The following is an 18,377-nucleotide window of genomic DNA, read 5'->3' on the forward strand; positions in this document are numbered from 1 at the left end:
CTATATCGCTGGAAATGAGCAAGTGGGCAGCGTAGCCGCTGCTCAGGCGCTGGGCAATCCGCGCCGTTGCAGGTGGCTGACCAGGCGGTGCTGCAACTGTTGCAGATGGGGCAGTTGCAAGCGATGACGGGCGGCCGCCTGGCAGGCATATCCGAGCAGGTAGCTGATCTCGGTGCGGCGTTGACTGGCCACGTCCTGGTGCATGGAGGAGTAGTTGGCGGCGGTGGCTTGGATCACCCGTTGCACTTCCTGTTGCAGGTCTTGCGCGGCTGCCGGTTGTCCGCAGCAGTGCAGCAGTTCGCTCAGTTCGGCGCAGAGAGTGGCCACTTCGCATTGGTGTAGCTGCAGGTCTCCGTTGCGGCAGTCGTGCAGCACGGTCAATGGATTGATCGCGCAGTTGAGTGCCAGTTTGCGCCACAGGCGGGTGAGGATCTGGGTGCTCCATTCGTGGGGGATGCCGCTGGTGACCAGATCGTCGAGCCAGATCGGCGGGGTCGGGTGGCTGGAGTCGCCGAGCCAAGTATAGCCATGGCCGGCGAAGACCACGCGCCAGTCACCGTCGCGAAAGGCCCCTTCGGTACTGGAGGCGGCGATACAGCGAGCCTGGGGCACCCGTGCGGCCACGGCGTCCTGGCTGCCAAGACCGTTCTGCAGCAGGATCAGCTCGGCGTCCTGGATCAGGCGCGGGGCGATGCTGGACACCGCTGCTTCGGCGTCATAGGCCTTGCACGCCAACAACAGGCGACTGATGGGCGTCGTGCTATCGACGGTTTCCCCGGGAATCGCCAGCAGGCTGCTTTGGCCCTGCTCCACCAGGGTCAGGCCGCCCGCCGCTTGATACGCCTGCAAGCGGGCCTGATTGCGCAGGATCAGGCGCACCGGCAAGCCGGCGCGGGCCAGGCGGGTGGCCCACAAAGTGCCGAGGCTGCCGGCGCCGAGAACATGCCAGGTGGTGGACATCAGCTTTTCGCTCTGTTTGGCCGCTCAGGGGAGGGCGCGCGGTGAAGGAGGGGAAAGACCCGTTATAATGAGCGCGGATTTTAACCGCAAGCCGGGCGTGTTCGATGTTTTGAACAGCGCCCCTTTTTATTTGGAGAGATTACATGCCGTCGTTTGACGTGGTATCCGAACTGGACAAGCACGAAGTCACCAACGCGGTGGAAAACGCCGTCAAGGAACTGGATCGCCGCTATGACCTCAAGGGCAAGGGCAGCTTCGAGTTCAAGGACAAGGAACTGACCGTCAACCTGACCGCGGAAGCTGAATTCCAGCTGGAAGCGATGATCGAAATTCTCAAGCTGGCCCTGGTCAAGCGCAAGATCGACGTGCAGTGCCTGGAGGTCAAGGACGCCTATGCCTCGGGCAAGGTGATGAAGCAGGAAGCAGTGCTCAAGGAAGGTATCGATAAGGAGTTGGCGAAGAAAATCGTCGCCCATATCAAGGATGCCAAGTTGAAAGTGCAGGCCGCCATTCAGGGCGAGCAGGTACGGGTCACTGGCAAGAAGCGTGATGACCTGCAAGAGGCCATCGCCGCCCTGCGTGCCAAAGAATTCGGCATGCCGCTGCAGTTCAACAACTTCCGCGACTGACCCTCAGTCTCCGGAACCTCTAGAGCTTTTTGGCGTCCGAGGCCGGAGCAATGGCAGAAACGATTGCGCTCCAGCGGAGCCGGTCGTTCTGCCGGTCAGTCATGCATGCCAACGCCTTGGGGAATCTGGAGAGATAGATGGATTTGAACGCTGAAGTAGACAACCTGGTCCGGGCTTCCCAAGCCTGGATCCCGATGATCATGGAATACGGTAGCCGGGTGCTGCTGGCAGTGGTCACCCTGGCCATCGGCTGGTGGCTGATCAACAAGTTGACGCACAAAGTGGGTCAATTACTCGCGTTGCGTAATGCCGACCTGGCGTTGCAAGGCTTTATCAGTAGCCTGGCCAACATCATTCTCAAAGTGCTGCTGATCGTCAGCGTGGCCTCGATGATTGGTGTCGAAACCACCTCTTTCGTCGCCGCGATCGGTGCTGCCGGTCTGGCCATCGGCCTGGCCTTGCAAGGCAGCCTGGCGAACTTCGCCGGCGGGGTGCTGATCCTGCTGTTCCGCCCATTTCGTATTGGCGACTTCATTGAAGCCCAGGGCATCAGCGGTAGCGTGGACAGCATTCAGATCTTTCACACGGTGTTGCGTACCGGTGACAACAAGACGGTGATCGTGCCCAACGGCAACCTGTCCAACGGCATCATTACCAACTACAACCGTCAACCCACTCGCAAGGTGGTGTTCGACGTAGGTGTGGACTACGACGCCGACCTGCAGAAGGCTCGTGAAGTGTTGCTGGAGCTGGCGAAAGACGAGCGCGTGCTGGCCGATCCTGCGCCGGTGGCAGTAGTGTCCACCCTGGGTGACAGCGCTATCACCTTGTCTCTGCGGGTTTGGGTCAAGACGGCGGATTACTGGGACGTGATGTTCCGGTTCAACGAACTGTCGCGCGATCGCTTGAAGGCGGCGGGAATCGATATTCCCTTTCCGCAGCGCGTGATTCGTGTGGTTCAGGAAGCGGCTGTGTCATAAGGTGCTTTCAATACTTGGCCATTCGGTCAACTAATGCTGGTCAAGACAAGGGGCTTTAAGCCCCTTGTTTGTTTTCAGGGTTCCTTGGCAACTATCAAGTTCCATTCGAAAGCGGGGGCATAACGAGTACAAGCAACTTCTTTAGTTAGCTTGCTATTTAAGTTTTGCATCTACGAGTTATTGTTGCCACGCACAAAAAAGCCGCCGACCTGATCCAGGGCGGCGGCTTTTATTTGAGTTGCGCGTTGGCGCAATCAACTGGGCATTGAAATTACAAGATGCTCAGTGGGTACTCTACGATGATACGAACGTCGTTGTTGTCTGCAGTGTAGTCCTTGTTGTACGCACCGTTGGCACGGTACACGGCGCTACGCAGGCGGAACGACAGGTCCTTGGCTGGACCTTCTTGCATCACGTATTTGGTTTCGAAGTTGAACTCGTTTTCCTTGCCTTCGGTGTTCGACGAAGTGGTGATGTTGTCACCCTTCACGTAACGGGCCATGAAGCTCAGGCCAGGGACGCCGAGGGTCGCCATGTTCAGGTCGTAGCGAGCCTGCCAGGAACGCTCGTCTTCACCGATGAAGTCGGAGATCTGGATGGAGTTGGCGACGAAGATGGTGCCGTTGCCGTCCACACCGTACAGGTAGTTGGTGTCGCCGGTGGAGCGCTGGTGAGCAATGGTGAACTTGTTCGGGCCGATGCTGTAAGCAGCTGCCAGGCTCCACAGTTTGTTGTCCAGCTTGCCGTACAGCTTCTTGCCGTCGTCTTCGGTGCGATAGCCGTTGAAGTCCAGGTTCAGGGACTGGCTATCGGCGATCGGGAAGGTGTAGTTCAGGTTGATGTTGCGGATTTCGGAGCACCGTGACCGGCCGTTTCGGTTGATCGTGACCGGTCATTTCGCTAACGCGTGACCGCTCATTTCGGTAGCAACGTGACCGATTTTCCGCCTGTTCCGAAACAGGTGGTCACGGCTTACCGAAATCGCCGGTCACGACTTAGCGAAAGCCTTCCCCTTCGTTGCGCATGACCTGATGCGCCGCCATCCTCGACCGATTTCGGGAGAGGAAGATGGCGGCGCCGCGAGTAGCCATGCGAAACATCAAAGAATGTCTGCGCCTCAAGTTTGAGGCCGGCTTGTCCCACGAGAAGATTGCCCGTGCCTTGCAGCTGTCCAAGGGCGTGGTTAGCAAGTACATCGCGGCGGCGCGGGTGGCCGGGCTGGACTGGCCGGCGCTGGTGGCCATGGACGAGGCCGCGCTGGCGGCCGCCTTGTTTGCACCGACGTCGACGAACAAGCCGCGCGGTGAGCGAGTGCTGCCCGATGTGCTGAGCATCCACCGCGAGTTGCGACGCAAGGGCGTGACCTTGCAGCTGCTGTGGGAGGAATATCTCGCCGCGCATGCGGGCCAGCCGACCTACCGCTACACCCAGTTCGTCGAGCACTACCGGCGCTACGCCCAGACGCTCAAACGTTCGATGCGTCAGCTGCACCGTGCGGGCGAGAAGCTATTCATCGACTATGCCGGGCCGACGCTGCCGGTGGTCGACCCGGCCACCGGCGAAGTGCGCCGGGCGCACATCTTCGTCGCCGCCCTGGGCGCCTCGAATTACACCTATGCCTGCGCGACGCCAGGCGAAACCCAGGTGGACTGGCTGACCTCGCTGGGCCAGGCTCTGACCTACTTTGGCGGCGTGCCGGAAATGGTTGTGCCGGACAATCCGCGCGCCCTGGTCGCCCAGCCGGATCGCTACGAGCCGGGCCTGAACCGGGCCACGCTGGAGTGCGCGCGTCATTACCAGACGGTGATCCTGCCGGCACGGCCACGCAAGCCTCAGGACAAGGCCAAGGCCGAGGTGGCGGTGCAGGTGGTCGAGCGCTGGATCATGGCGCGGCTGCGCCATCGGCAGTTCTTCAGCCTGCATGCGCTTAACCAGGCCATCGCCGAGCTGCTGGAGGATCTGAATCGGCGCCCGTTCAAGCGGCTCGATGGCTGCCGGCGCGACTGGTTCGAGCGCCTGGATCGCCCGGCCTTGCGAGCGCTGCCGGTGCATCCCTACGAGGTCGCCACCTTCAAGCGCTGCAAGGTCAGCATCGACTACCACATCGAGGTCAATGGCAGCTTCTACAGCGTGCCCTCCGCCCTGGCCCGGCAGAACGTGGACGTGCGACTGACGGCACACACCCTGGAAGTGCTGCATGGCAACCGGCGGGTGGCCAGCCACCTGCTGCTGGGGCGACGCGGCGCTTACAGTACCCAGCGCGAGCACATGCCCGCGGCGCACCAGGCGCATCGCGAATGGACGCCACAACGCCTGCTCGACTGGGGCGCGCGGATCGGCCCCTACACGCGCCAACTGATCGATCACCAACTGACCCACAAGCCGCACCCGGAGATGGGCTACCGCGCCTGCCTCGGCCTGCTCTCGCTGGCCCGGCGCTATGGCAATGCACGCCTGGAAGCCGCTGCCGAACGTGCCGTACACCTGCGCGCCTTCACCGGGCGCAGCGTGCGCAACCTGCTCCAGCAAGGCCTGGATCAACAGCCGCTGCCCCAGCGTGCCGCCGAAACGACCTTACCCGGCGACCACGAGAACGTCCGTGGCGCCGACTACTACCAACCCCCGCAACAGGAGCTGTTCGATGATGCCGCAACACACCCTGAATCAACTGCACCAGCTACGCCTGGACGGCATGGCCCGCGCCCTGGAAGAGCAATGGACGCTGCCGGCCAGCCACAGCCTGAGCTTCGATGAACGCCTCGGCCTACTGCTCGACCGCGAACTGGCCTGGCGTGACAACCAGCGCCTGGTACGGCTGCGCAAGAAGGCCAAGCTCAAGTACGCCAACGCCTGCCTGGAAGATCTCGACCGCCGCACCGGACGCGCCCTGGACGAGCGTCTGATCGCCACCCTGGCCAGTGGCGACTGGATCCGCCAGCAGCACAACCTGCTGCTGACCGGCCCGACCGGTGCCGGCAAAACCTGGCTGGCCTGCGCCCTGGGCAACCAGGCCTGCCGCCAGGGCTATAGCACCCTGTACCTGCGCACCCCGCGCCTGCTGGAACAACTGCGCATCGCTCATGGCGACGGCAGCTTCGGCCGTACCCTGCAACAGCTGGCAAAGGTCGACGTCCTGGTGCTGGACGACTGGGCGCTAGCCCCGCTGGAGGAAGGAGCCCGGCATGACCTGCTGGAGGTGATCGACGACCGCGCTGGCAGCCGCTCCACCATCCTGACGAGCCAACTGCCCATCGAGCACTGGCACGGCTGGATCAACGACCCGACCCTGGCCGATGCCATCCTCGACCGCCTGGTGCACAACGCCTACCGACTGACGATGAAAGGCGAGTCGCTGCGCCGAAAAAAAGCCGAGGAACAAGCCGCATCGTGACCGATGCGATTACAATCCAGAACCCGCGCAACCGGGGTGGAAGCACCGGTCACGTATTAGCGAAACGCTCGGTCACGTTCACCGAAATCCGCATGATGTACTGCTTCTTGAAGTAGTCATCAACCTTGGACGCTGCCACGCCGCCGACGAAGTTGTCGGTGAACTTGTAGGTCGCACCTGCGAAGTCGGCAGAGGTCAGGCCTGGGTTTTTCAGGCCGGTGTCGCCGTTACGACCGTTGATGCTGTCGTTGTACTGACCGGTCTGCGAGCGCAGTGCGGTGAAGTGACCTGCATTCAGCTCCAGGCCTTTGATCTCGTTGCTGGTGATCAAGGTACCGGTGGCGACTTCAGGCAGCAGACGGCTGTCGTCGGTGGAGAATACCGGGCTGGCAACCATCTGGTTGCCGTACTTCAGGACGGTATCGGAGATGCGGAACTTGACCGCGCCACCTACAGCGGAAGAGTCTTTTTCAGGCTCGCCCAGGCTGTTGTTGGCTGCCAGGCCGTTACCGGAACGACCGGCACCACCGTCCAGCTTGACCACGCCCATGGCGAAAGCGTCAACGCCTACACCTACGGTGCCTTGAGTGAAGCCAGAACTGTACTGCAGCAGTTCACTCAGGCCGGTGTCTTGGCGATAGCCGCTTTTGAAGGTGCCGTCTGCTTGCTTGTGGTTACCTGCACCGTTCTTGAAGTCACGGTTCATGTACTCGAGACGGGTTTTCGCGGTCAGGGTGCTATCTTCGATAAAGCCCTTTGCGTCGTCCTGGGAGGACGCGATTGCGAACTGCGAGGTGCCTGCTGATACAGCCAGGGCGATCATGCTCCACTTCATCACGCGCATCGTGATTTGCTCCTTTGGTTTTTAGAAGAGTACTGCCGTCCCACCTGTTTTTTTATCTGGGCGGCTCTTTCTTTTTGTGTCGGCGCAAACTTATATCACGCTGACAATGTTGGCGATACTTGCCTATCTATCCTTTCAGCTTCTTTACGACCCTGTCGCAATTTGCTCGGTCAGTGTCGCAATTTTGCAGCCAGTCTGTATCCGAACCAACAACTTAGGTCGTGTTCTTCGAAGGAACATCACGAGCAATTCAGCTCCCGACGTACACACTCTAAAAAGCACCGCCGGGCAGCCTTGCCACTATTATTATGAGTCTGTGACGAGCCACTTCCGGTACTCCATCGCAGACGATGTCGGGGGCTAATGCAACAAGCGTGCACAAACCAAAGTTGTCTGGCCTTTTTTCTTCCGGGCGGCGTGCCGACCTGTAAAAACCGCATAAAACCGCCATGCAAAGCGTCTTTTTGTTTGGCTTGACGCCAAGTCCGTCCTGGTGCAGCACTGTGCAATAAGTCGCACAGCGCGCCAAAATGTTACCGGTTCACACTGCAAGGTGAGTAGACGGCGGATGCTTGAGGAATTTAGCGTAGACCGTCTGTGCGATTTCGGTGCAAAACTTTTGTAATGCTGTGCAGGGTTCATACAGTCATGTGCGGTTATGGTCGGCGACGATGATGGTGTAACGAGTCATATTCTGGGCGGTGGTGATGCCTTGTGCATAAATGGTGCAAGGCATCAAGAAATGTACTGTCGCGGGGCATCTGGGCTGCATTGAGGCTGGCTCCTTGCCGGCTGATTAACGGGCGATGTCCGGGGGGAGCGCTTTGCTCATGAAGCCCGGGACATTCGCAGGTATGCTGCGCGTCTGTCGCCTGGTCAGTGTCACTGATGCTGTGAGCCAGGCTGAAATGAGCTGAGCGGGAGTAAATGCAGTGTTCACTTTAGATTCACGGCTGCAACAAGACACATTGCCCATCGGGGATTTCCCCCTCTGTCGGTTGCTGCTGTCCAACGACGCGAACTATCCCTGGTTCATCCTTGTGCCCCGTCGTGAAGATATCAGCGAGTTGTTTCAACTGGATGTCACCGACCAACTGCAGCTATGGCGGGAAACCACGGCATTGGCCGAAGTGCTCAAGGACTCCTTCGATGCCGATAAGCTGAATGTGGCGACCTTGGGTAACGTGGTCAGTCAGTTGCACATGCATGTGATCGTGCGTAAGCGGGATGACGCCGCTTGGCCGGCGCCAGTCTGGGGCAAGCACCCCGCCAAGCCTTACACCGCGCAGGAAGTCGCGGCGATTCGCAATCGGCTGCGGGTGGTGCTGACCGATGAATTCCATTTTCTGGAGGTTTGAGCCATGAGTCTGGAAGCGCGTATTACTGATCTGGAAAGCCGTCTGGCGTTTCAGGATGACACCATTCAAGCCTTGAGCGATGAGCTGGTATCGCAACAGAAGGTGCTGGAGCGCCTGCAACTGCAGATGAGTGCCTTGCTCAAGCGTCAGGAAGAAATGGTCGGGCAGTTCGAGTCTTTCGAGGAAGAGGCTCCACCTCCGCACTATTAAAGGAGGGGCGGCATTCTTGCTGCACAAAAAAACCGCGCCAGAGCGCGGTTTTTTTATGGTGTCGATCAGCGGCGTGGCAGCGCAGCGATCACGTCCTCGGCTTGCAGGCCTTTGTCGCGGTTCATGACCGAGAACTCCACGCGCTGGCCTTCCACCAATACGCGGTGACCTTCTCCGCGGATGGCGCGAAAGTGCACGAAGATGTCATCGCCGGAGTCGCGGGAAATGAAACCGAAACCCTTGGAGGTGTTGAACCACTTCACGGTGCCGGTATCGCGGTTGCTCATGTCGTAGCTGGGAGCTGCGGAGGCAGCGGGCGAGGACTTGTAAAAGCTGATGCCCAGGTGCAGAGCCACGGCGACCAGTGCGGTCAGCAAGCTCACCAGGACAGCCGGTTGACCACCGATCACCGGCATCGGCGCCAGCAAGGTGAGGGTTTGCAGGACGACAACCAGTACCAGCAGGGCGCTGACCAGGTTTTGCAGGTGATGGCGCGAACCTTTGTTCCAGTGGGGGATAACTGGAGCGAGGATCAGGTTGAGCAGGCCGAACAGGGCCAGATAGATAGCATCGGGTTGTTGCAGGTAGGGAACCGCGTCAGATCTAAGACTCGGAATCAAAGACAGCAGCAAAGCTGCAATGCCTGTCAGCAGGTGGACGATTTTCAACATTTTGATTAACTCACGTTAAGAAGGAAGCACAAGGAAGAGCTGATCACGCACGGTTCGCTTCTGAATAAATAGGTGAGGCGGTGGTTACGTACGCGGTGTCAGCCTATGCGCGCTGACCGAAGAAATAGGCAACAGCGACACGGGCTCTATTTAACAGCAAAGCCCTGGCCTTCTCAAATCAGCGCCACCGTCCGGCTCGCGCGGGTAGATGTGGGGCGCTCCAGGCTGGATTTGGACAATCGGGCAAACGCCCGATCTAGACATATGGCAGCGGGCTTTCCCTGGAACGTCGGTTGTTCCCGGCGGTCTTACCTGACTCAACTCGGCATGGCGCATCCCGAATCTGGCCGCGGGACAATCCACCGCAGGCTGATTGACGATCCCCGGCGGCAGGAGCACGGCTCTCTTGCTAGAGTGGTCCGGCAGATGATTGGGTGAGTCCATCCCGTTAACGGAGAGAAACATGACAATTGATATCGGTATCAGCGAAGAAGATCGTAAATCCATCGTCGACGGCCTTTCCCGTCTGCTTTCGGACACCTACGTGTTGTACCTGAAAACCCATAACTTCCATTGGAATGTCACCGGCCCGCAATTTCGCACCCTGCACCTGATGTTCGAGGAGCAGTACAACGAGCTGGCCCTTGCGGTAGACCTGATCGCCGAACGTATTCGTGCCCTCGGCTTCCCGGCTCCAGGCGCCTACTCCATCTATGCGCGACTGTCCTCGATCAAGGAAGAGGAAGGGGTGCCGGCCGCAGAGGAAATGATCAAACAGTTGGTAGCCGGCCAGGAAGCGGTTACCCGCACCGCCCGTGGCATCTTCCCGTTGCTGGACAAGGTCAGCGACGAGCCAACGGCGGATCTGCTGACCCAGCGCATGCAGGTGCATGAGAAAACCGCGTGGATGCTGCGTTCCCTGCTGGAAAATCGTTAAGCCGCTCATGGCCGATGGCGTCTCGGACGCCATTCGCGCCTTTTGACAAGCTCCGGCATCTATATGGTCATACGGCTGCACAGGGCCGATTTAATGGATATAATCCCGCTCTTTGCTAGATAGCCCGGGCTTTGGCGTGGGCTCTGGCTGTAGTTCAAGCAGTAATCTGGATTGCCGAGACGCCCCCATGCCCATGTACGATTACCAGTGCGCTTCCTGTGGTCATCAGTTGGAAGCCATTCAAAAGATCAGTGCTGCGCCGCTGGTCGACTGCCCTGCCTGCCAGGCACCTGAACTGAAAAAGATGCTGTCCATGCCCGGATTTCGCCTAAGCGGCACCGGCTGGTATGAAACCGACTTCAAGACCGGCTCCAAGAAGAACCTGGCCGGTGGCGACAAAGCTGACTAAGTTGAACGACACGCGCGAGTTCTTGCACTATCCGGCACCTCATGGTGCGCAAGGCCTCCATCGAATTTCGAATTACGAGAAGTGAAACCACTACCATGATGCGCAGCCATTATTGCGGCCAACTGAACGAAAGCCTGGAAGGTCAGGAAGTAACCCTTTGCGGATGGGTCCACCGTCGTCGTGACCACGGCGGGGTGATCTTCCTCGATATCCGTGATCGTGAAGGTCTGGCCCAGGTGGTGTTCGATCCGGACCGCGCTGAAACCTTCGCCGCCGCCGACCGCGTGCGCAGCGAATACGTAGTCAAGATCACCGGTAAGGTACGCCTGCGCCCGGCCGGTGCCGGCAACGCCAACATGGCTTCGGGCATGATCGAAGTCCTGGGCTACGAGCTGGAAGTGCTGAACGAAGCGGAAACCCCGCCGTTCCCGCTCAACGAATACTCCGACGTGGGTGAAGAAACCCGTCTGCGCTATCGCTTCATCGATCTGCGCCGTCCGGAAATGGCCGAAAAGCTGCGCCTGCGTTCGCGCATGACCACCAGCATCCGCCGCTACCTGGACGAAAATGGTTTCCTCGACGTGGAAACCCCGATCCTCACTCGCGCCACCCCGGAAGGCGCTCGCGACTATCTGGTGCCAAGCCGTACCCACGCCGGCAGCTTCTTCGCCTTGCCGCAGTCGCCACAGCTGTTCAAGCAGCTGCTGATGGTGGCCGGCTTCGATCGCTACTACCAGATCGCCAAGTGTTTCCGTGACGAAGACCTGCGTGCCGACCGTCAGCCTGAGTTCACTCAGATCGACATCGAAACCAGCTTCCTCGACGAAAAAGACATCATGGGCCTGACCGAAGGCATGATCCGCAACCTGTTCAAGGAAGTGCTGGATCTGGAATTCGGCGAATTCCCGCACATGACTTTCGAAGAAGCCATGCGTCGCTACGGTTCCGACAAGCCGGATCTGCGCAACCCACTGGAACTGGTGGACGTTGCCGACCAGCTCAAAGAAGTGGAATTCAAGGTGTTCAGCGGCCCGGCCAACGATCCGAAATGCCGTATCGCCGCCTTGCGCGTTCCAGGCGGGGCGAGCATGCCGCGCAAGCAGATCGACGATTACACCAAGTTCGTCGGCATCTACGGCGCCAAGGGCCTGGCTTACATCAAGGTCAACGAGCGCGCCAAGGGCGTTGAAGGCCTGCAATCGCCGATCGTCAAGAACATCCCGGAAGCCAACCTGAACGTGATCCTCGATCGCGTGGGTGCGGTCGACGGCGACATCGTGTTCTTCGGTGCCGACAAGGCCAAGATCGTCAGCGAGGCCCTGGGCGCGCTGCGGATCAAGCTCGGTCACGACCTGAACCTGCTGACCTGCGAATGGGCTCCGATGTGGGTGGTCGACTTCCCGATGTTCGAAGAGAACGACGACGGCAGCTTCACCGCCTTGCACCACCCGTTCACCGCGCCCAAATGCTCGCCTGAAGAGCTGGAGGCCAACCCGGCTAGCGCTCTGTCGCGCGCCTACGACATGGTCCTGAACGGCACCGAGCTGGGTGGCGGTTCGATCCGTATCCACCGCAAGGAAATGCAGCAAGCGGTATTCCGCCTGCTGGGCATCAGCGAAGCGGAACAGGAAGAGAAGTTCGGCTTCCTGCTGGACGCCCTCAAGTACGGCGCACCACCGCACGGTGGCCTGGCCTTCGGTCTGGACCGTCTGGTGATGCTGATGACCGGCGCCCAGTCGATCCGTGAAGTGATCGCTTTCCCGAAAACCCAGAGCGCGGCCTGCGTCATGACTCAGGCACCGGGTCTGGTGGATGCCAAGGCTCTGCGCGAGCTGCACATCCGCCTGCGCGAACAGCCCAAGGCTGAATAAGCCGGCCCGACAAGGCGCACCTTCGGGTGCGCTTTTTCTATGGGTCGAGTTTTGTTGCCCCGCCCGCCACGTGGCGCGGGCAATGTTTCAAAGAGAATTTGGAGCAAGTTATGGCAGGTCATTCCAAGTGGGCGAACATCAAGCACCGCAAAGAGCGTCAGGATGCCAAGAGAGGCAAGATCTTCACCAAGTGGATTCGTGAACTGACCGTTGCGGCCCGTCAGGGCGGTGGCGAGCCGGGTTCCAACCCACGTCTGCGCCTGGCCCTGGACAAGGCCCTGGGCGCCAACATGAGCCGCGACATCATTGATCGTGCCATCGCTCGTGGCACCGGCGCGGCCGGCAGCGACGACGTGGTCGAGCTGACCTATGAAGGCTACGGCCCCAATGGCGTGGCGGTGATGGTCGAATGCATGACCGACAACCGCAATCGCACCGCGGCTGCGGTTCGTCATGCCTTCAGCAAGTGCGGTGGCAACCTGGGCACCGACGGCTCGGTGGCCTATCTGTTTGAACGCAAGGGCCAGATCACTTTCGCCGAAGGTGTCGACGAAGATGCGCTGATCGAAGCGGCGATGGAGGCCGATGCCGACGATGTGGTGAGCAACGAAGACGGTTCCATCGACGTGTTCACCTCGTTCGCTGGTTTCTATGGTGTGCGTAATGCCCTGGAGGCGGCTGGCTTCACCGCTGCGGACGCAGAGATCGTCATGCTGCCCACCACCAGTGCCGAGCTGGATCTGGAGGGGGCGGAGAAGGTCCTCAAGCTGATCGACATGCTGGAAGACCTGGATGATGTGCAGAACGTCTACTCCAACGCGGATATTCCGGAGTCGGTAGCCGAGCAGCTCGGCTGATCCGTTTGCACTACCCTTGAAGCCGGACGTGCCACGTCGCGATAAATGTGCGGCAGGGCGCTTCCGGCTTCTGCCTTTTTGCGTTTCCGGTCCTGGTCGGCCGGTCTCCCTACTCAAGCAGCAGGCTTTATGACTCTTATTCTTGGCATCGACCCCGGCTCACGCATTACCGGTTATGGCGTGGTTCGAGACACCGGGCGTGGCTGCGTGTACGTGGCCTCCGGCTGTATTCGCACCGGAGCCGGCGAGTTGCCCGAGCGCTTGCAGATTGTCTATCGCGGTGTGCGTGAGGTGATTCAGACCTACGGTCCGGTGACCATGGGCATCGAGAAGGTGTTCATGGCCCGCAATGCCGATTCGGCGCTGAAGCTCGGCCAGGCCCGGGGGGCGGCGATTGTCGCTGGGGCCGAGGAAGGCCTGGAGATCGCCGAGTATACGGCGACTCAGGTCAAGCAAGCCGTGGCCGGGACCGGCGGTGCCAACAAGGACCAGGTGCAAATGATGGTCATGCACTTGCTCAAACTCACCACCAAGCCGCAGATCGATGCCTCGGATGCCCTGGCCATCGCCATCTGTCATGCCCACACCCGCTCCAGCCTGTTGCCCCATGGTCTGGGAACGGCACGCAGTCGTGGCGGGCGCCTGCGTCTCTGATAGCATCAGCGCAGTCATTTTAGGAGTGGAGCACTGTGCGCCTGGGTAGTCGGCGCCGGCGTTCGCTCAACGAGTCGCCAGCTGCGAGCTGGCCATCGCCTAAGGATCTGAAACGTGATTGGACGCTTGCGCGGCACCCTGGCTGAGAAACAGCCGCCGCACCTGATTCTCGATGTAAACGGGTTGGGCTACGAAGTCGAAGTGCCCATGACCACCCTGTATCGCCTGCCGTCGGTCGGCGAACCCCTGACCTTGCACACCCATTTGGTCGTCCGCGAGGACGCGCAGTTACTCTACGGCTTCGCCGGCAAGCGCGAGCGAGACTTTTTTCGCGAGTTGATCCGTCTCAATGGTGTGGGTCCCAAGTTGGCTCTGGCGCTGATGTCCAGCCTTGAGGTGGATGAGCTGGTGCGTTGCGTGCAGGCCCAGGACACCTCGGCCCTGACCAAGGTGCCGGGGGTTGGCAAGAAGACCGCCGAGCGCCTGCTGGTGGAACTCAAGGATCGCTTCAAGGCCTGGGAAGCCGTACCGAGCATGTTCGCCCTGGTGCCGAACCAGCCGGATGCCCCGGTGCCGGTGGCCAGCGCCGAGTCGGATGCGGTCAGCGCGCTGATCTCCCTGGGCTACAAGCCGCAGGAAGCCAGCAAGGCAGTATCCGCGATCAAAGACAAAGGCTTGAGCAGCGAAGACATGATCCGCCGAGCCCTGAAGGGAATGATTTAAGTGATTGAAGCTGACCGTCTGATCGCCGCCACGGGGCCCCGTGAGCGCGAGGAAATCCAGGACCGGGCGATTCGTCCGGTCAGCCTGGCCGACTACATCGGCCAGCCCAGCGTGCGCGAGCAGATGGAGCTGTTCATCCAAGCTGCCCGTGGGCGCAACGAGTCCCTGGATCACACCTTGATCTTTGGTCCTCCGGGGTTGGGCAAGACCACCCTGGCCAACATCATCGCCGAGGAAATGGGCGTCTCGATCAAGAGCACTTCCGGCCCGGTGCTGGAGCGCCCTGGCGACCTGGCTGCGCTGCTGACCAACCTTGAGCCGCATGACGTGCTGTTCATCGACGAGATTCACCGGCTGTCGCCGATCGTCGAGGAAGTGCTGTACCCGGCCATGGAGGACTTCCAGCTCGACATCATGATCGGCGAGGGGCCCGCGGCGCGCTCAATCAAGCTGGACCTGCCGCCGTTCACCCTGGTGGGCGCCACCACGCGCGCGGGCATGCTGACCAACCCGTTGCGCGACCGCTTCGGCATCGTCCAGCGCCTGGAGTTCTACAGCACGGCGGACCTGGCGACCATTGTCAGCCGTTCCGCCGGGATCCTCGGTTTGCCGCTGGATCCGGAAGGCGCCTTCGAAGTGGCTCGGCGTGCCCGAGGCACCCCGCGGATCGCCAACCGCCTGTTGCGCCGAGTGCGGGATTTCGCCGAAGTCCGGGCCAAGGGGCATATCACCAAGCCGATCGCCGACTTGGCGCTGAACCTGCTGGATGTCGACGAACGTGGCTTTGATCACCAGGACCGGCGTCTGTTGCTGACCATGATCGAGAAGTTCGACGGTGGTCCGGTGGGGGTCGACAGCCTGGCGGCGGCGATCAGCGAAGAGCGTCACACCATTGAGGACGTGCTGGAGCCGTACCTGATCCAGCAGGGCTACATCATGCGCACTCCCCGTGGGCGGGTAGTGACCCGGCATGCGTATCTGCACTTCGGTCTAAACATTCCGTCACGATTGGGGGACATGCCTGTGGTAGACGAATTCCTCGATGCTGTGGACGATTAATCACCCGCTGCTTGTCGATTTATTCGGGGTTTGTGCTGTCCTAGGGACTGGCATTGCCCAAACTGCATGAAAAGTCGTTCAAGAATGAAAAAACAGTTGCCTGGCCGGATTGGCAACCTGAGGAGTAAGCACTAGAGTATGCGCGCGCAAAACGGGCTTGAGCCGTTCGCACATCGTTGTCGCGTTTATTACGAGGACACCGATGCCGGCGGCATCGTGTATTACGTTAATTACCTTAAGTTTATGGAGCGGGCTCGAACCGAGCGGCTACGACACCTGGGCTTTGCCCAATCGCAGCTGGCAGGGGAGAACCTGTTATTCGTCGTGCATTCCAGCGAAGCGCGTTATCACGCGCCGGCGCGACTGGACGACGAGCTTCTGGTCAGTGCCCATGTCACCGAATTGAACCGGGCCAGCCTGCGCTTCACTCAGCAGGTCAGGCGAGCCGCGGATAATGCGCTGCTCTGTGAGGGGCAGTTCCTGGTGGCCTGTGTGCGCGCCGACACTTTCAAACCCCGCGCCATTCCAGACGCTCTGCGTACGGCCTTTGTCGACGAGAGCAGCGCGGGTACACACTCAGAGCAGGAGATAAAGCGTGGAAGCTAACGTCGTCGACCATTCCTCCATGTGGAGCCTGGTCAGCAATGCCAGCGTTGTAGTGCAGTTGGTAATGCTGACCCTGGTTGCCGCATCGGTGACTTCATGGATCATGATCTTTCAGCGCAGCAACCTGCTGCGCGCCGGTCGACGTGCCCTGGAGAGCTTCGAAGAGCGCTTCTGGTCCGGCATCGACCTGTCCAAACTCTACCGTCAGGCAGGCAGCAACCCGGACCCGGATTCCGGGGTCGAGCAGATCTTCCGTGCCGGCTTCAAGGAGTTCTCCCGTCTGCGCCAGCAACCGGGTGTCGACCCTGAAGCGGTCATGGAAGGCGTAGCCCGCGCCATGCGCGTTGCTATCTCCCGTGAGGAAGAGAAGCTCGAGCAGAGCCTGCCGTTCCTTGCCACCGTCGGTTCGGTCAGCCCGTACATCGGTCTGTTCGGTACCGTGTGGGGGATCATGAACTCCTTCCGCGGCTTGGCCCAGGCCCAGCAAGCGACCCTGGCCACCGTTGCCCCGGGTATCGCCGAAGCCCTGATCGCCACGGCCATCGGCCTGTTCGCGGCCATTCCGGCGGTGATCGCCTACAACCGTTTCTCCGCCCGTGGCGAGACGCTGATCAGCCGTTACTACACCTTCGCCGACGAGTTCCAGGCGATCCTGCACCGTAAAGTGCACACCAGCGAAGAGTGAGCAGGTAGACCCAATGGCCCGAGTTCGCCACAAACGCAAGCCGGTTGCCGAGATGAACGTGGTGCCCTACATCGACGTGATGTTGGTACTGCTGGTTATCTTCATGGTGACCGCACCGATGCTCAACCAGGGCGTTAAAGTTGACCTGCCCAAGGTTTCCAGCGAAGCCTTGCCCCAGGACAACAACACCCAGGTACTGACCATTTCGATCAAGGCTGACAAGACCTACTACTGGAACCTTGGCAGTGAAGTCGACACCGAAAAGCAACAGGACAAGGCGATGACCTTGCCGCAGATGACCGACGCGGTGACCAAGATCATCCGTGCCGGCAACGAAGGCGGCAAACACACCCAGGTGTTCATTCGCGGTGATAAATCCGTCGACTACGGCGCCGTGATGGGTGCCATGGGCGGCCTGCAGAAAGCCGGAGTCGGTAACGTTGGCTTGATTACCGAGGCGCCCTGATGCACCAACAGCGAGAGCCGTCCGCCTCGGAAAGCTACTTCTGGCCTAGTGTCTGGGCGATTGCCCTGCACGTGCTGGTGTTTGGCATGCTGTTTGTCAGCTTCGCCATGACCCCGGAATTGCCCCCGGCCAAGCCGATCGTCCAGGCGACCCTGTATCAGTTGAAATCCAAGAGTCCGGCGACCACCCAGACCAATCACAAGATTGCGGGTGAGGCGAAGAAATCCGCCGCGCGTCAGACCGAGGCCGAGCAACTGGAGCAGAAGAAGGTCGAGCAGGAAGAGATCAAGGCTGCGGAACAAAAGAAAGAAGAGGCTGCTCAAAAGGCCGCGGAAGCGAAAAAGGCCGATGAGGCCAAGAAAGCTGACGAGGCGAAGAAGGCTGATGAGGCCAAGAAAGCTGCGGAAGCCAAGAAGGCTGAAGAGAAGCAATTGGCTGATGTAGCCAAGAAGAAAGCCGAAGAAGAAGCCAAGAAAGCCGCTGAAGAAGAGGCCAAGAAAAAGGCCGCTGAAGAAGCCAAGAAAAAGATCGTCGAAGACGCGAAGAAGAAAGCCGCGGAAGACGCGAAGAAGAAAGCTGAAGCTGAAGAGGCGAAGAAAAAGATCGCCGAAGACGCGAAGAAGAAAGCTGCTGCCGATGCCGCGAAGAAGAAGGCCCAGGAAGCAGCGCGTAAATCTGCCGAAGAGAAGAAGGCTCAGGCCCTGGCGGACTTGTTGTCCGACAAGCCGGAGCGTGAAGCGACCAAGTCGGATGAGGTCGGTGACAGTGTCGCGGGCAGTTTCGATGACCTGATTCGTATCCGTGCAGCGGAAGGCTGGGCTCGTCCTCCTTCGGCGCGCAAGGGTATGACAGTGGAACTGCGGATCGGCATGTTGCCTGATGGCACGGTGACCACGGTCAGCGTGATCAAGTCCAGTGGTGATGGTCCGTTCGATGCCTCGGCGGTAGCGGCAGTCAAGAACATTGGGCGTTTGACAGAAATGCAGGGGTTGAGTCCGAAGGATTTTGCTCCCTATCGTTCATTCAAGATGACATTCACACCTGAGGATCTAGCCTTGTGAGAAACC

19 protein-coding genes and 2 pseudogenes are annotated in these 18,377 nt (G+C 60.0%); 17 read left to right on the top strand and 4 right to left on the bottom strand.

Annotated elements, in window-relative coordinates; genetic code table 11:
• Window positions 1-42: 42 nt before the first annotated feature.
• A complete protein-coding gene (locus tag BLV47_RS06385; protein WP_092311197.1) occupies window positions 43-960 on the bottom strand; it encodes a putative 2-dehydropantoate 2-reductase in 918 nt (305 codons plus the stop codon).
• A gap of 143 nt (window positions 961-1,103) precedes the next feature.
• Here BLV47_RS06385 and BLV47_RS06390 point away from each other — a divergent pair, with 143 nt between their 5' ends.
• Together BLV47_RS06390 and BLV47_RS06395 are read left to right on the top strand one after the other, a co-directional pair.
• Entirely contained in the window at window positions 1,104-1,589 is a 486-nt protein-coding gene (locus BLV47_RS06390; protein ID WP_011063029.1) for a YajQ family cyclic di-GMP-binding protein, read from the top strand.
• Between the two features lie 137 nt (window positions 1,590-1,726).
• Window positions 1,727-2,569 (top strand): mechanosensitive ion channel family protein, encoded by an 843-nt coding sequence (locus BLV47_RS06395; RefSeq protein ID WP_092311200.1) that lies wholly within the window; start codon window positions 1,727-1,729, stop codon window positions 2,567-2,569.
• Window positions 2,570-2,840: 271 nt separating this feature from the next.
• Here the strand turns inward: BLV47_RS06395 and BLV47_RS06400 are convergent.
• A pseudogene (locus tag BLV47_RS06400) lies at window positions 2,841-3,410 on the bottom strand (OprD family outer membrane porin); the annotation flags it as partial.
• Window positions 3,411-3,637: 227 nt separating this feature from the next.
• Between BLV47_RS06400 and istA the strand changes: the two are divergent.
• Window positions 3,638-5,323 (top strand): IS21 family transposase, encoded by a 1,686-nt coding sequence (gene istA, locus BLV47_RS06405; RefSeq protein WP_062838241.1) that lies wholly within the window; start codon window positions 3,638-3,640, stop codon window positions 5,321-5,323.
• Window positions 5,211-5,960 (top strand): IS21-like element IS1474 family helper ATPase IstB, encoded by a 750-nt coding sequence (gene istB, locus BLV47_RS06410; protein ID WP_062838242.1) that lies wholly within the window; start codon window positions 5,211-5,213, stop codon window positions 5,958-5,960. Before istA ends, istB begins: the two co-directional genes overlap by 113 nt.
• 94 nt (window positions 5,961-6,054) lie before the next feature.
• On the opposite strand, the pseudogene BLV47_RS06415 reads toward istB, so the two are convergent.
• Window positions 6,055-6,804 (bottom strand): annotated as a pseudogene (locus tag BLV47_RS06415) (OprD family outer membrane porin); the annotation flags it as partial.
• Window positions 6,805-7,736: 932 nt separating this feature from the next.
• Here BLV47_RS06415 and BLV47_RS06420 point away from each other — a divergent pair.
• Window positions 7,737-8,162 (top strand): HIT domain-containing protein, encoded by a 426-nt coding sequence (locus BLV47_RS06420; RefSeq protein WP_092311203.1) that lies wholly within the window; start codon window positions 7,737-7,739, stop codon window positions 8,160-8,162.
• A gap of 3 nt (window positions 8,163-8,165) precedes the next feature.
• Complete coding sequence (locus BLV47_RS06425; protein WP_092311206.1) at window positions 8,166-8,372, top strand: SlyX family protein; 207 nt, start codon at window positions 8,166-8,168, stop codon at window positions 8,370-8,372.
• Between the two features lie 65 nt (window positions 8,373-8,437).
• Here BLV47_RS06425 and BLV47_RS36700 read toward each other — a convergent pair whose 3' ends face one another.
• A complete protein-coding gene (locus BLV47_RS36700) occupies window positions 8,438-9,043 on the bottom strand; it encodes a cold-shock protein (RefSeq protein ID WP_092311209.1) in 606 nt (201 codons plus the stop codon).
• A gap of 463 nt (window positions 9,044-9,506) precedes the next feature.
• Here BLV47_RS36700 and BLV47_RS06435 point away from each other — a divergent pair, with 463 nt between their 5' ends.
• From BLV47_RS06435 to tolA, 11 genes are all read left to right on the top strand, one after another.
• Window positions 9,507-9,980 carry a Dps family protein gene (locus BLV47_RS06435; protein ID WP_016963217.1) on the top strand — a complete coding sequence of 158 codons (474 nt, stop codon included), beginning with the start codon at window positions 9,507-9,509 and terminating at the stop codon, window positions 9,978-9,980.
• Between the two features lie 187 nt (window positions 9,981-10,167).
• The gene (locus BLV47_RS06440; RefSeq protein ID WP_010457489.1) at window positions 10,168-10,389 is read left to right on the top strand and encodes an FmdB family zinc ribbon protein; all 222 of its coding nucleotides are present in this window, start codon (window positions 10,168-10,170) and stop codon (window positions 10,387-10,389) included.
• A 95-nt stretch (window positions 10,390-10,484) separates the two neighbouring features.
• Window positions 10,485-12,260 (top strand): aspartate--tRNA ligase, encoded by a 1,776-nt coding sequence (aspS, locus tag BLV47_RS06445; RefSeq protein ID WP_092311212.1) that lies wholly within the window; start codon window positions 10,485-10,487, stop codon window positions 12,258-12,260.
• A gap of 110 nt (window positions 12,261-12,370) precedes the next feature.
• Window positions 12,371-13,117: a YebC/PmpR family DNA-binding transcriptional regulator gene (locus BLV47_RS06450; protein ID WP_092311215.1), complete on the top strand. Its 747-nt coding sequence runs from the start codon at window positions 12,371-12,373 to the stop codon at window positions 13,115-13,117.
• A gap of 129 nt (window positions 13,118-13,246) precedes the next feature.
• Complete coding sequence (gene ruvC / locus BLV47_RS06455) at window positions 13,247-13,771, top strand: crossover junction endodeoxyribonuclease RuvC (protein WP_092311218.1); 525 nt, start codon at window positions 13,247-13,249, stop codon at window positions 13,769-13,771.
• Window positions 13,772-13,885: 114 nt separating this feature from the next.
• On the top strand, window positions 13,886-14,494 hold the full coding sequence (gene ruvA / locus BLV47_RS06460) for a Holliday junction branch migration protein RuvA (protein ID WP_092311221.1): 609 nt from the start codon (window positions 13,886-13,888) through the stop codon (window positions 14,492-14,494).
• On the top strand, window positions 14,495-15,553 hold the full coding sequence (gene ruvB / locus BLV47_RS06465; protein ID WP_060840722.1) for a Holliday junction branch migration DNA helicase RuvB: 1,059 nt from the start codon (window positions 14,495-14,497) through the stop codon (window positions 15,551-15,553). It begins immediately after the preceding gene.
• 138 nt (window positions 15,554-15,691) lie between these two features.
• The gene (gene ybgC, locus BLV47_RS06470; RefSeq protein ID WP_092311224.1) at window positions 15,692-16,159 is read left to right on the top strand and encodes a tol-pal system-associated acyl-CoA thioesterase; all 468 of its coding nucleotides are present in this window, start codon (window positions 15,692-15,694) and stop codon (window positions 16,157-16,159) included.
• Window positions 16,149-16,844, top strand: coding sequence for a protein TolQ (tolQ, locus tag BLV47_RS06475; RefSeq protein WP_092311227.1), 696 nt, complete (start codon window positions 16,149-16,151; stop codon window positions 16,842-16,844). The genes ybgC and tolQ overlap by 11 nt, the downstream gene beginning before the upstream one ends.
• Window positions 16,845-16,857: 13 nt before the next feature.
• Window positions 16,858-17,310 carry a protein TolR gene (gene tolR / locus BLV47_RS06480; protein ID WP_011063015.1) on the top strand — a complete coding sequence of 151 codons (453 nt, stop codon included), beginning with the start codon at window positions 16,858-16,860 and terminating at the stop codon, window positions 17,308-17,310.
• Window positions 17,310-18,371, top strand: a complete 1,062-nt coding sequence (tolA, locus tag BLV47_RS06485; RefSeq protein WP_016963210.1) for a cell envelope integrity protein TolA — start codon at window positions 17,310-17,312, stop codon at window positions 18,369-18,371. The genes tolR and tolA overlap by 1 nt, the downstream gene beginning before the upstream one ends.
• Window positions 18,372-18,377 lie beyond the last annotated feature (6 nt).

Origin of the sequence: Pseudomonas saponiphila (assembly GCF_900105185.1) — a bacterium.
GTDB classification, from domain to species: Bacteria; Pseudomonadota; Gammaproteobacteria; order Pseudomonadales; family Pseudomonadaceae; genus Aquipseudomonas; species Aquipseudomonas saponiphila.

Excerpts from the sequence above, each read along its gene's own strand:
- BLV47_RS06385 (WP_092311197.1), bottom strand. The coding sequence starts at position 960 with ATGTCCACCACCTGGCATGTTCTCGGCGCCGGCAGCCTCGGCACTTTG.
- BLV47_RS06390 (WP_011063029.1), top strand. The coding sequence starts at position 1,104 with ATGCCGTCGTTTGACGTGGTATCCGAACTGGACAAGCACGAAGTCACC.
- BLV47_RS06395 (WP_092311200.1), top strand. The coding sequence starts at position 1,727 with ATGGATTTGAACGCTGAAGTAGACAACCTGGTCCGGGCTTCCCAAGCC.
- istA (WP_062838241.1), top strand. The coding sequence starts at position 3,638 with ATGGCGGCGCCGCGAGTAGCCATGCGAAACATCAAAGAATGTCTGCGC.
- istB (WP_062838242.1), top strand. The coding sequence starts at position 5,211 with ATGATGCCGCAACACACCCTGAATCAACTGCACCAGCTACGCCTGGAC.
- BLV47_RS06425 (WP_092311206.1), top strand. The coding sequence starts at position 8,166 with ATGAGTCTGGAAGCGCGTATTACTGATCTGGAAAGCCGTCTGGCGTTT.
- BLV47_RS36700 (WP_092311209.1), bottom strand. The coding sequence starts at position 9,043 with ATGTTGAAAATCGTCCACCTGCTGACAGGCATTGCAGCTTTGCTGCTG.
- BLV47_RS06435 (WP_016963217.1), top strand. The coding sequence starts at position 9,507 with ATGACAATTGATATCGGTATCAGCGAAGAAGATCGTAAATCCATCGTC.
- BLV47_RS06440 (WP_010457489.1), top strand. The coding sequence starts at position 10,168 with ATGCCCATGTACGATTACCAGTGCGCTTCCTGTGGTCATCAGTTGGAA.
- aspS (WP_092311212.1), top strand. The coding sequence starts at position 10,485 with ATGATGCGCAGCCATTATTGCGGCCAACTGAACGAAAGCCTGGAAGGT.
- BLV47_RS06450 (WP_092311215.1), top strand. The coding sequence starts at position 12,371 with ATGGCAGGTCATTCCAAGTGGGCGAACATCAAGCACCGCAAAGAGCGT.
- ruvC (WP_092311218.1), top strand. The coding sequence starts at position 13,247 with ATGACTCTTATTCTTGGCATCGACCCCGGCTCACGCATTACCGGTTAT.
- ybgC (WP_092311224.1), top strand. The coding sequence starts at position 15,692 with ATGCGCGCGCAAAACGGGCTTGAGCCGTTCGCACATCGTTGTCGCGTT.
- tolR (WP_011063015.1), top strand. The coding sequence starts at position 16,858 with ATGGCCCGAGTTCGCCACAAACGCAAGCCGGTTGCCGAGATGAACGTG.
- tolA (WP_016963210.1), top strand. The coding sequence starts at position 17,310 with ATGCACCAACAGCGAGAGCCGTCCGCCTCGGAAAGCTACTTCTGGCCT.